Source organism: Lysinibacillus sp. JK80 (assembly GCF_027557635.1).
Lineage (GTDB): Bacteria > Bacillota > Bacilli > Bacillales_A > Planococcaceae > Lysinibacillus > Lysinibacillus capsici.
In genome coordinates, this window is record NZ_CP058997.1 from 2,397,263 (window position 1) to 2,410,585 (window position 13,323).

Sequence of the window (13,323 nt, forward strand, 5' to 3'; positions counted from 1 at the left end):
TATAAAACGCTGGTATATTTTATGGCATTTCTAACATTTGACCCTTATCTTGATTGTATAACTTTGTTAAAATGATATCAGTTTAGGAGGGTAAAACTATGAAAAAACTATCAATTTTTATGTTGCTCATGATGCTTGTTAGTCTAGTCATTTGGCAGCCTCAATCTGTCTATGCAGACGAGCTATCAGGACATATGCATGAAAGTGGTCTACGCTATTTAATTCAGAAAGATGCATTACTAAAGGATGCAAATGGAAGCTATCGTCCAAATGCTACGGTTACACGCGGTGAATTCGCCACATACATAGCAAAAGCATTAAATTTGGACACGAAGAACGAGATAACGTTTACAGATGTGTCAGACACATATTTATTTGCAAATGAAATTAAGCTTGCCGCAACTGCTGGAATTATTACTGGTTATACGGATGGCTCATTTAAGCCAGATGACCGTATTTCAAGAGAGCATATGGCAGTGATGCTAATCAGAGCAGTTGATTATTTAAAAATACCAAAAGGTACTTCTTCTATTACCTTCAAAGACAATACAACTATTTTTAAAGATTTCCGTGAGGATGTTGCAATCGGTGCACAATTAGGACTTATTAAAGGAAGCTCCAATGGCATGTTTTTACCAAGAGACAGTGCCACAATTGGTGAGGCATCGACATTTATTCTACGATTAATACTTCTTGCTGATCAGCTTGACGCTGGTAAAAATGAAAACAATGGTAACTCCGAAAATAACGGTAATACTAATAATGGGAACAACAATAATACTGGTAATAACGGTAATACTACCGCATATATCGTCAAAGAAGTTTCCAATGGTAACTTGGTAGACAAACAAACCTTTACTAGCTTTGAAGCAGCTGAAAAGGCGATGACGACTAGTTCCTTAGTGATTACTCAAAATGATAAAATTATTAAAATGACTTCAGGTTATGTTGTAACGAATAATTATGTTGCTCTAAATTCTGAAACGATTAAGGATCAAATCGCAGTTGCGGGTAATACAGAAATGGAGTATCTAGGTAGTGATGCCACACAAGTAAAAGTACGCTTAGCTGGTCATACTGGCTATTTAAAGCAGGCTGACGTTACCTTAATTCCTTCTGCTTTAGTGAAAGGCCGTTCTTATTACACAAATGAGTACGGTGAAATAAAACATACTTTATATGATTATAAAACTAATAAATATTCTGCTAGTTACGTGTATGGCAAGGCACCTAGCTTTATGAAGCAGGGTGAGAAATACTTTAGCTGGGATGGCATCAACTTTACCAATGCTGATGGTTCTTCAAAGGGAGAAGCCTATAACTACTATCAGTTCTTACCAGCTCGTGCAGCAACTCAATATACAGCAGATGAGCTAGATCAATATATTGTGGGAAAATTAGCAGAGGTTGAAAGCTCAGGTGCTTCGATTTATAAAAATGCCACAACTAAAAGTAAACTACTTGGTTTAGGCTCTGTATTAAAAGAAGTGGAAGCCAATTCTCATATCAATGCTATGCTTATTTTATCCTTAGCACAGCATGAGAGTGCCTATGGTATGAGTGATCACGCTCAAAATCTAAACAATCTATTTGGCTTATATGTCTATGATACAAATCCACTAAACAAGAAGTTTGATAGTGTGGAAGCCAATATTAATGAGCTAGTTGAAAAATTCCTTCAGCCAAATTATATTACGCCAGGTGGACGTTATACAAATGGCGCAGTTGTTGGTTCTAAGGCTATCGGCTTCAACGTAAAATACGCTTCAGATCCATTCTGGGGGGCAAAAATTGCAGGACATTACTATCGTGCAGAAAAAGCTTTAGGCTTTAAAGATGCAAATAATCCTTATAAAATCGCTCTCACAACAACTGCTGGACTAAATGTTCGTGCAGATGCATCAACAAGTCAAAGTCCACTTTTCACATTTAGTAAAAGTAATATGCCTGTCATCGTTACAGATACAAGCTCAAATGGTTGGTATCAAATTGTTTCAGATAAACTAAACACTGAACCTGGATATATAAGTAAGGATTATATTAAATTCATCAATACCGTGAAATAACGTAAATGGCTGTCTCTTAATAAATGAGACAGCCATTTACTGTTGTTGAAAAAAGATAAAGTCACTGGCAAAAAGGCCTTTTTATAAGGCAGGAGGTTGATTTCCGTTCCGCCAGCGACCTCTCCAGGGGCCGTCCGATGAGCACTTCACTTACTTATATTCGCTCTAGGCTCTCCTCTGTGACGCTCAATCAGGAGTGATGTTGGCTCCTCTCCAATCACCCATGTGCAAAAGTGTCTTTTCCTTATCTTTCATACTAGCTAGCAAGCAATCTAATTAGCTTTTATTTGTATGATTAGAGAAAATTTTATGGCCATTTTATCAATTAGTTTGTATTTTTCTTATATGGGTATATAGAGAATAAGAAAAACGATTCCAAAGGCTAGTACATCTTTGGAATCGTCTCTTAATCAATTATTGTTTTTTATAATATTGCAAAATACCATTATAAATAGATTCTGCAAATAATTTAACGTATTGATCATTTGTCATTTTACTGTTATCCTCTGCATTCGTTAAGAAACCAAGTTCTACTAGAATAGAAGGGATCACCATATTACGAATTACGTAGTATTGCTCTTGCTTGACACCACGATTTTTCATATTTAAATTGTTGACAATTTGATTATTAACATATGTCGCTAAATCAATGTCTTCCTGATACATATCTCCTGTAGATATTGCATAATATGTTTCAGTACCAGACGCTGACGTATTAGCAGCAGAGTTGACATGAACACTTACAAAAATTTCACCATAGTTTGCTTGAGTAAAGTCTACGCGATCTTGTAAGGATGGATACGTATCACCAGTACGTGTCATATAAACTTTTGCACCAGCATTCTCTAGTAATTGTTTCACTTGTGTGCTGACTTTTAATGTAATGTTCTTTTCAGAAGCAGAGCCCTTTACTGTACCTGGATCTTTACCACCATGACCTGGGTCTAGGATGATAATACGATTTTGTAAAGGTTTAGCTGTTTGATTTAGTAGTTTCAAATAAGACTTGTGAACATAGCCTGATTGGCCATTATAGGTGATTTCTGCCCAGTAACCACTAATGTTATTAACTTGGACATACTCTCCTTTATTCAGCTTAAATAACACGGCTGATGTAGAGTTACTTTGACTGCGAACATTTAAATTAGCTACCGTTACTCTTCCTAGCACATCACCAGAAGCTGGTGGTGTTGGATCTGGATTTGGATTTGGCTTTTCTTCCTCCACAATATCCGTAGTGCTATTCGCTACAATATAACCTGGTAAACCATTTACTTGTGTTAAGTAGTAGCCACCAGTTGTTTTGTAAACGGGAAGCTTTTCGTTCGCTTTAATCGATGAAATGACTTTTGCTGAAGATGTAGGCTTCACATATAAATTGACAGCATTTTTTGTCGTTACTTCTTTTTCGACTGTTCCTAATGGATTACCATCTGCATCTACAAATTCTGCATATTGCTTATAGATGTAGGCATATGCGCCTTTATAAGTAACCTTTAGCCAATTACTTTCAACAGCGTAGACTGATAATTTACCGCCTGTATTGACTTTGCCTACAATGTTCGTGCTTGAAGTAGAATCTTTTGTCTTACGGATGTTTAACCCATCTGTAGTGACCTTCACTAAGCCAATGACTTGTGATGTATCTGGAACTTGTACACCTTTTACAGGAAGCTCTAATCGATATTTTTCACTGTTTGCACGTGCAACGAATAATGAAAATTGAGAACGTGTTACAGTGCTATTCGGTAAATACGTATTACCTGTTCCGTTGGTAATGCCATTATAATAGATTGTATTGATGTATTTCACATATTCATGTGTAATTCCTACATCAGTAAAAGGCGAGTCGATCCCCTCATACTCACTAGTATCTAAATTAAAAGCTTTTGTTAATACATAACTCATTTCTCCACGAGTTAGAGGCTTATTTGGTAAGAATTGACCTTTTATATTTTTGTCGAAAAATCCTAGCTGTACAGCACGTTCTATATAACCTGACATTTCAGTGCCGACTGTAACATCTGAAAAGCTAGATTTATTTACAACTAATGGTTTATTACCAGAGGCAACAACAACCATTTTAGCTGCTTGTCCTCTTGTAACACTATTATTTGGTCCAAAGACTCTCTTACCATTCACAAAGTAACCTTGAATTACCCCCAAATTTACTAAATAATTGATTTCTTCATAGGCTGGGTGATTTTTAGTAACATCTTCAAATGTTATATTTGAATTGTTAGCTGCACTGACACTTGCACTATGTATCGTAAACATAGAAGCCGAAATGAATAAGACGCACAAGATAAGACTAATTTTTTTGATGTTCAATGTCTTATTTCCTCCCTTCTTGTTCTCTTAACGTGTCCATTTTAACAAAATTAGCTAAATAAAGCATCATACAATAGAACTGTTAAACTTTAATTTTCCAATTCACATCCTTTCCTACAAAATTATCATAAAAATAGAAGAGTCTGCTATTGCAAACCCTTCTTCCATTATACGCTATTCAAAAGATCATTTCTTGCAATCTATGACACAATTAAAGTGTTAACTTTATGAACTTATTGTTGAATTCTTTCAATAAATACTTTTAATTGTTCGATTTTTAGTAATTCATCAGAACCGAAGCTACCGTCTCCGTCACCATTTGTAATGCCATTTGACGCTAGAGTAGAAACATATTCATTAGCCCAGCTCTTTTGAGGCACATCACTAAAAGCTACACTTCCACCATTATTTTCAAGACCAAATGCTAGCACTAATACTTTAGCAATTTGTGCACGCGTAATTGGTGAAGACGGGTTGAATTTACCATTTGCATCGCCTTCAAAGATACCTAATTTTGCTACAGCTGCAATAGCACCTGCATGAGCATATGTAGGTTTTACATCTACGAAACTAGTAGTAGTATCAGATGTATCTAAGTTTAAAGCTTTTGCAATTTGTACTGCTACCTCTGCACGAGAAGCATATACGGAAAAGTCAATAGCTGCTTGTTTTACTTCAGCCTGTTGTTGAGCATCAAATGTTGCTACACGTTTAGCACCTACATAACGATCGCCCCAATAATATGGGTCATTAACATTTGAGTAGCTTACACCTTGACCAGTTTGAGAGTGGATCATTTTACCATCACCTATGTATATCCCCACATGTGAAATACCACTACCACTTGTATTGAAAAATACTAAATCGCCAACTTGAAGATCACTCTTGGCAACTGCAGTACCTTGTTGATATTGAGATCCCGACGTACGGTTTAATTGAATGCCTAAGTCTGAAAATACTTTAGAAGTAAAGCCAGAGCAATCAAAACCGCTTGTTGTTGTACCGCCGTATTTATATGGAACACCTAAATATTTAGAAGCTGTATCAGTTAAATCTGCTTTAGACGCTGCTTCAGCAGTATTAATATTAGTAGTTGAAAATAACATAAATGATGCAAAAATCGGTAATAACCATTTCTTATTCATACTTTTGTTATACCCCTCTCAAAACTTTTTTGCCTATACATAGACTATCACAAAAGAGGCGAATGTTATTTTTCAATTGTGTAACGGTTTTAGACAGCAAAAAAACGCTGTAATACCAACGTTTGGTGGTATTTCCAGCGTTAAAAAGGGGATTTTTTTATCGTAATTTGGAACTTTCGTAATATTTCTGTAATATTAGCGATTCTTTGTTACACAACAACTTATTGACTAGAGAACATTTGGACCCAATAGTAATTTCCTTTGCTATCCTGGGCTATTGCAACACCTGTGTTCGTATAGTGCTCTTTTAAAATATTATCTCGATGGCTAGGTGAAGCCATCCATGCCTTAACAGCAATTTCAGGTGTTTTAATATTTCTAGCAATATTCTCTCCAAAACTTGTATAGTTGTAATCAAATAATGTCGCTAAATCCCAGGGTGCCCCATAAAATGGAGAAACGTGTTCAAAATAATGGCGATTTACCATGTCCTGCGCTTTAATAATGGCAATTTGTGTAAGTTCCGAATCATAAGCAACAGGTTCTAGCTTATTCTTCTGTCTTTCAACATTTATTAATTCAATCACCTTTTTTGACCACTCAGAAGAAAGGTTTACAGTTGGGATATAATCCTTTGCTAGATAGTCATAGGCTACTTCCAATGCCTTAATTTTTTGTTGAAAAACCATGCTTCGCTCAACAAATACAGCAAACTGTGCACGTGTTACCAATTGGTCAGGAGCAAAATGTTTAGCATCCACTCCACTAATAATGCCGATATCTGCTAAGGATTCAATATAGTCTTTTGCCCAATGCGTACGCGTAATATCCGCAAACTGGCTATTATTTTTGCCATCTACTTTAATTTGGTAAGCTAGTGCTAGCATTTTTGCCACCTGCATACGCTTTAAAGGCTCTTCTGGATGAAAGGCATCACTTTTTTGAATAACTCCCAGTTTAACAAGCTGGCAAATTTCCTTGTAATATGGATGTGTTGTAGGAACATCCTTGAATTTTACAGGGTTCTCAATGTCAATGTTTGTTTGAAGAGAGCGAGCAATGGCAGCAGCAGCCTCTGCCCTTGTAATAGCTTGCTCTGGCTTAAAAGTGTTGTCGTTGTATGTAGTCATATATTGTTTTGTGAGCATATGTTGAATCGAGGCATTTGCCCAGTATGAATTTGTCACATCTACTGCCTTAGCAGACGCTGCTTCTACTTGACTAAAACTAGTTAAACTTCCTACGGTTGCAGCTATTGAAAGTACCATTATACTCAATAATTTTTTCAACAGGGCGACCTCCTCACGTTGGCAAAATGAAAATGTATCAAATGGTACCTCCCAGTCAAAGCGACCATTTATACTATAAGATACGAATTTCAGATGATATAGTTTCACTTTTTTGGAAATTAATATTAGGATTCATTTTTTCTTACTTATAAAAGGAGTTTTCCCGTTATATTGATTGGGAAAACTCCTTTTTTATCATACTATTGAATCATTTTAAGATAGTCTTCTAGAATGCGGTAATTATACACTAAGCCCTGTTGCTCAATTGACAAATTACTATAATCTTTTTGAGCAGCTAACACTTTTTTCTCGAATGAGGAGCTGTCTGGATCAATATTTCCGATCGCTTGAACAACTTTGAGAACGGCAGCCACATCTTTTTCAGCCTGCTTTAAGACATCCTCATTAATGACCTGTCCTTTAATTTTAGAGTCCAATGCCTTATAGGCAGCAACGGCATTCGCCACATCTTCAATATACGTTGAAGAGCTTGGAGACAGTCCCGCTATGATCTCCACAACCTTCTTCACATCAGCTAAACTTTTCTCTGCTTCGAGTAAAAGAGCATAATTGGAGATACGTTGTTTATCTGTCGTATTCAAACTATCATATTCTTTACGCGCCGCTTCCACCATGCCAAAGTAATATTTATCCTTTGGATTCAATTTAGCAATATTATTATAAACCTTTATAACATTATCTAGCGAAAGCAATAGCTGGTCGTTATAAACATAGCGACGTTGATCCGCATTGAGCTTATCATAGGCTTTTAAAATCTTTTGGTATTGGCTATTCATATCTTTTGCCGTTAGCAATCGGTCTATATCTTCTACAATACTCATTACAGGCTTTATTAGCTTTTCCTGATCTTGTAGCACTTTATAATTTTGAACAGCCCTTTGCTGATCCTTTGGTAAAGCATTGTAAGCAGCACGGATTTCTTGAATACGTTTCACATATTGCTTTGGATCAACGGATGGTAAGTCATCAATCATTTGCATGACATTACCAGCCCCTAAAATACTAGACTCCGCTGCTTGCAATAAGTAGTAGTTTGTCACATATTGCTTCATATCGTCAGGTAGTGCATCGTAAAGTGAGCGTGCTCGTGATGTATCTTGAAGGAATGTGTTACTTGAAGATTTAAGTTTACTAATCAATTCCATCACATTAGAGACAGGCTCAAATTTTAAGAGAATATTAATATTATCGATGTATTTTTTTTGATCTTTCGATAATTTATCATACGCTTTACGTGCTGAGTTTACCTTACTAACAAAGCTTGTTGATTCTGGATCTAGTTCATTAATTTGAACCATCACACTTAAAATTGGTTTCACTGCTTTTTCACGTGTTGTTAAATCTTTAATATTCGTCACTAATTTCTTTTGGTCCGATGACAGCTTATCGTATGCTACACGCGCATTCATCAGCTTCGTTAAATAGTCAGCATCTTGCACTTCTGTTAATTTAATTAGCTCGACTACACTCTGTGCTAATCCCTGTTCATTCTCTGCTGCTACCAGTGCATCATAGTTTACGATCGCTTGCTGCTTCTCTGCTGGCAAGGAATCATAAAGCTCACGCGCTGTTTTCATATCTTGATAGAAAGTTTTACTTGTTGGCTTTAACGACGCAATGAGACCAATCAAGGAAGCAACATCCTCTACAGCAGTGAGATTAGCATAGTTTGTCACTCGCTTTTGGGAAACTTGATCAAGTGCATTATAGGCTTTACGTGCATCAAGAACCTTTTTTGTATAATCCTTATTTGTTGGGTTTAAGGCATCGATCATTTGAATCACCTTGATTACTGCCTTATTATCCTTTTCATAGGAGCTTAACATTTTGGCTTGCTCCACTAGCTTCTGTGCGTTCTTATCCATTGCTTTATATTCTAATGTAAGTTCTGCTACCTTTTTGACAAATGTGTCAGGGCCTTCATTTGCTAATGCTATAATACGGTCATCAAATGCTTTAGCCGTATTGATATAGCCTTGTGCGTTTGTTAGGTCCTGGCTGTTTACTACCTTTGCCTTAAGAGATTCACCCAATTTATTAAACGCTTCTTGTGCTTTTACCACATCATCTTTATACGTTTTTTTAGAAGGGCTTAATGCACTAATTTGTACCATTACATCAATCGTAGGAATTATATCTTTTAAATCTTTATAATTTTGGACAAACGTCTTATTCTTATCATCTAGCTTCGCGTAAGCCGTATAAGCTGATTTTGCTTTAGAAATATAGCTTTTAGAGGAAGGATCCAATTTTTCAAATTGAGAGATGACATTAACAACCGATTTATAGGCTTTCTCTAAATCTGTTAGCTCTTTGATATTCGTTACTCGCTTTTTAGCTGTTGGTGATAACGCATTATAGTTTGCTCGTGCATCCAATATTTTTTCAATAGCTATATTGCTATTAAGCAGATCAATTTCCGTTATAACAGCCTGTACCGCTTCATCCTCTTTCACTAAAGCATCTATTTTGTTTTGCAGATGTGTTTTCAAATTAGTAAGAGCTGTTTCATGCCCTTGCAAAGTCGTATCTAATTTCTCCACTTTCTCTTTCAACTTGGTAAGCTGTGTACCGTAGTCAACTGTCGGCTTTAATGTATTAATCGTTTTCGATGCTTCTGCGTATGTTTGAAACAGCATTAGTTTTGTCGCTCCCTGCACTAGCTTCTGATCATTTTCAGTCAGCTTATTAAAGGCAGTCCACGCAGATAAAGTTTTACTTTCAAATGTTTTGGCGGCAGGATCAAGGCTATCAATTAACTTATCTACCTTTAAGGCAGCACCTAAATTTTTCTCCCAAGCTGTGAGCTCTGCTAGATTATTGACGATTTTTTTCACATTGGACGCGTTGATACTTGTGCCTGAAGGATTATTATAGGCTTCGCGTGCAGCTTTAATAGCAGCTACTTTATTAGCTTCTTCTACAACATTAATGGCTTTAATCTTTCCTTCAATATCCTCTGCATATGCAATATTTGCTAACGCCAGATCTAGATCCCCTATGTTTTTAACAAAACCTTTACCATCCGTTAAGAGATCGTATTGCGCTTTTATGTCTTTGACTGTTGTACGATATACATCTTCTTTGGATACACGCAACCCTGAAATGCTTTTCGAAATATTTGCTGCTTTAAGATATTGAGCAATACTTTCATATTCCGTTTTTAATAATTGTTTGGAGGCTGCATCCAGACTATTGTAGGCTTTCTCAACAGCCGTCACAGCACTAATAAAGCTTGAGGCTGAAGTGAAATCTGCAGGTTGCTTACCTTTTAACTGTACAATGCTGGAAGTCACTTTATCTAAAGCAGATAAACCTGACAAGGCATCCTTATACTTCTTAAAAGGTGTGATTTTATCATCATTTGGATTATAAGCTTCGACCACTTTCTTTTGCTCTGCTGTCAGCGCATTATAATTCGTGGTAAAACTATTCATTCCAGGAGAAATAGTTGAATAATCCGTAGATTTCTCCAATAACTCAACTAACTGATCTAATTCTGTAATGACCGGTTCTACTTTTGCTACGTCCACTTTCAGCTTACTTAACTTGTCAACATCCATTCCCTTGCCTTTAAAATAGACATTGCGTGCTGTTTCATCATAGCCATATTGCAACACTGTGCCACGAACTGTTGAGGCAATATCCTTCGCCCCATTATTAAGTGCAGCAAGAACAACTTGGTTGAATTGGTCTTGCACATATTGATAGGATGTCGCTGTTGATTCATCTCCTAAAAATGTTTCATATTGGCTTTGTACATTTTTCACATCGTTAATAAATGTTTTGCTGGTATATGAAATAGTACCCATCTTATCGCTAATTTCCTTAAGCTTCTTTAACAGTAGTCGTTGCTTAACTACATAGTCATATTTCGCTTGTATAAAAGCTTTTTCATCGGCATTAAAATCAGCTGAATTTTGTACAATCGTTATATCACCATCTGCAATAACCATTTCATTATCTGATGAATTCTCTGATAGCTTGCCAAATTGTGCAATAAGTTGTTCCCTTGCTATAGTTGCTGCAACCTCATTTGCATAAGCTACCTTTTCTGATTGTATTGAGATGTGCGACTGTCCTTCGTTGTCCTGTGCGTGTGCGTTCGCTATAGCCGTAGGTGCCAATAAAAGACCCGTTATGACCCCTGCTGTCAATTTTCGATTCAATCGAACCACCCTTTCATCGTTTATGTATAGGAAAATGATTGTGTTCATTTTCATTTAGAATTTATGACTTTAGTATCGGTGTAAATTGCTTGATTTCAAGCCATTCTAATATATTTACAAAATGAGACATATCAAAAGTAATTTTTCTAAATTACTAGCTAGAAAAACAGGAAGTTATTTCAATTATACTATACAATGGTGTTATATAAGGTTTTCACCAATTGACATATAATAAGAGATTATGTTTTTTCAATGAATTTATTGGAAAAAAACAGCTATTTTCATATGTCATAATATCTTTACAAGGTGTATACTACAACTTTGATATCCTATTTTGGAAGAAAGGACGCTGTTTTATGTTTTACCATTATAAGTTCTGGCATAGCTTAAAAAATCCTACCTACTTTACTAGCATCGTAGAGGAAGGCGAGGTCATCGGATATAAAAAAAGAGTACTAACGGTGTTCATTCTTTTCATCCTGTTGTTTGCTGCTCGCGAATATTGGGGAATGGGGACAGAAAATTTAACGTCCTTATTCGCAAAGGATTTACAAAATGAATACTATGTAGCACGTATACTTTCGATGCTTGGTGCCGTTTTATGGGCAATCGTCTATTTTTGCTTCCACTATTATGGTGTTACCTATCTTTTACATCTATTAACGGACATTCCTTATACTTGGATAAAAAGAGTGCAGCTTTATGTTGTAGCCTTTCTATTAATTGAAAAAGCAATCCTCTTTGCTGTTTTCTATGCTGTAGGCTATACAACCATGTTTTCTTTCTTCTCCTTAGCTCCTGCTGCCTTACAGGTGATTGAAACAGATTTCGTATTATTTACCCTCAATCAGTTGACGGTAACAACTGTTTTAATCATTATTGTACAGTATCTCTTCCTATCAAAATGGGAGGAAGAGGCTAGTAGAAAAATGTTAGTAGTCAAATTGATTGGTGTACAGCTATTTATGGCCATATTTGTTGGTTTGATTAGTGTACTACCAATTAAAGAATGGATTGCTAGGGGGTTAGGATGATGGCATTTATCAAAACAAGACCATGGACAACTACGACCATCGTGTTAGCAATGCTAGTAATCGGCATAAATGCTTATTTTGTCTTTAAAGATAATAGCAACGTGACACGATCCTACTTTATCGATGAATTTCAAAAAGCTTATATCGGCACGAATACAGAGCGTGTTCATAAAGAAACTATTGTAGCACCTGCTGAGACATACACGATTACTGCTGATGCAACTAGCTTATCAGCTGTGAATGTAAAGCGTGGCCAAGAAGTGATGATGAATGATGTACTTGCTACCTATAAAACAGATGAGGTGGATGAGGAGTTAACAAAGCTTGAATCTGAACGCACAGCCTATGAAACAGAATTACAAGATTTACAGGATGCACTTGATCAAATTGAGGATGAATATGGTGATGATTCTAATCCAAAAAGCTCCATTAATACGGATCAAATCAATGACAAACTATCTGTAACGCTAAAATTAGAGCTTGCTCAACAAAATTCAGCATCTACAGCGGTTGCCCTGTTAAATCGACATATTGCTGAAACAAATCGTCAAATTGCGTTACTTGAAGCCCAAATTACACAAATTCAATCTCGTCAGGGTATTGTCAGCCCTATTGATGGTGTTGTGGCAGCGATTAAGGAAGAAGCTGGTGCGCTAACTTTTGAAATCTATTCGAATGAAAAAGCAATGTATGCCTATTTATCAGAAAAGGAATGGCAAAAGGTGGAGGAAGGGCAAACTGTAGATTTCGAGGTGAAACATGTCAAGGATGATCTATCTGGCATCGTATTAGAAAAACAAACGATTGCTACTGACGATCAGACAGTTTGGGCAAATGAGTTAGCCAAAACGACTGCCTTGCCACAACCAACTAATTATGAAGTGACCTTACAGCAAGATGCCCCACTCGAGGACATCCCGTTTTCGACAACTGGCAAAGCCTCTATTATTGTCAACGAAGCATTCGATTCCTATAAAGTCGATAAATCGTGGCTAGCCACAGCTAAAAAAGGGAACAAAAAGTTATATATCATCAATCAGGACGGTAAAATTCAGCTAATTGATGTCAATGTGCAATTTAAAACGGCTAAGTCAGCTATTTTTATGGATTATCTTGATGAAGGTACGCCAATGCTCTCGAATGAGAAACGTAATCTCGAAGCCTATACCTTCAGAACATTACCTGTTGAGAAAATTCATTGGAGCCATTTTAAAGAGCTAACTTGGAAGCAATATGTGAAATATATCGTTTTCTAACCTAAATCCGCC

The 13,323-nt window shown here is 36.4% G+C and carries 7 protein-coding genes; 3 read left to right on the forward strand and 4 right to left on the reverse strand.

The genetic code is table 11. The annotated features are described in order from the left end of the window. Nucleotides 1–98 precede the first annotated feature (98 nt). Nucleotides 99–2,066, forward strand: a complete 1,968-nt coding sequence (locus tag HXV90_RS12365) for an S-layer homology domain-containing protein (protein ID WP_269897336.1) — start codon at nucleotides 99–101, stop codon at nucleotides 2,064–2,066. A gap of 414 nt (nucleotides 2,067–2,480) precedes the next feature. On the opposite strand, the gene HXV90_RS12370 is transcribed toward HXV90_RS12365, so the two are convergent. The 4 genes from HXV90_RS12370 to HXV90_RS12385 all read right to left on the reverse strand — a co-directional run bounded on the left by HXV90_RS12370 (nucleotide 2,481) and on the right by HXV90_RS12385 (nucleotide 11,030). Continuing rightward, nucleotides 2,481–4,397, reverse strand: coding sequence for an N-acetylmuramoyl-L-alanine amidase (locus HXV90_RS12370; RefSeq protein WP_269897337.1), 1,917 nt, complete (start codon nucleotides 4,395–4,397; stop codon nucleotides 2,481–2,483). A gap of 233 nt (nucleotides 4,398–4,630) precedes the next feature. Further along, nucleotides 4,631–5,542, reverse strand: coding sequence for a C40 family peptidase (locus HXV90_RS12375; protein ID WP_009371892.1), 912 nt, complete (start codon nucleotides 5,540–5,542; stop codon nucleotides 4,631–4,633). Between the two features lie 221 nt (nucleotides 5,543–5,763). Next, nucleotides 5,764–6,831: a CAP and S-layer homology domain-containing protein gene (locus HXV90_RS12380; protein WP_054548730.1), complete on the reverse strand. Its 1,068-nt coding sequence runs from the start codon at nucleotides 6,829–6,831 to the stop codon at nucleotides 5,764–5,766. Between the two features lie 200 nt (nucleotides 6,832–7,031). Then, nucleotides 7,032–11,030, reverse strand: coding sequence for a cell wall-binding protein (locus tag HXV90_RS12385; protein WP_269897338.1), 3,999 nt, complete (start codon nucleotides 11,028–11,030; stop codon nucleotides 7,032–7,034). Nucleotides 11,031–11,377: 347 nt separating this feature from the next. Here HXV90_RS12385 and HXV90_RS12390 point away from each other — a divergent pair, with 347 nt between their 5' ends. Together HXV90_RS12390 and HXV90_RS12395 are read left to right on the forward strand one after the other, a co-directional pair. Then, nucleotides 11,378–12,055 (forward strand): hypothetical protein, encoded by a 678-nt coding sequence (locus HXV90_RS12390; protein ID WP_221679402.1) that lies wholly within the window; start codon nucleotides 11,378–11,380, stop codon nucleotides 12,053–12,055. Continuing rightward, nucleotides 12,052–13,311 (forward strand): HlyD family secretion protein, encoded by a 1,260-nt coding sequence (locus tag HXV90_RS12395; protein WP_269897339.1) that lies wholly within the window; start codon nucleotides 12,052–12,054, stop codon nucleotides 13,309–13,311. Before HXV90_RS12390 ends, HXV90_RS12395 begins: the two co-directional genes overlap by 4 nt. Nucleotides 13,312–13,323 lie beyond the last annotated feature (12 nt).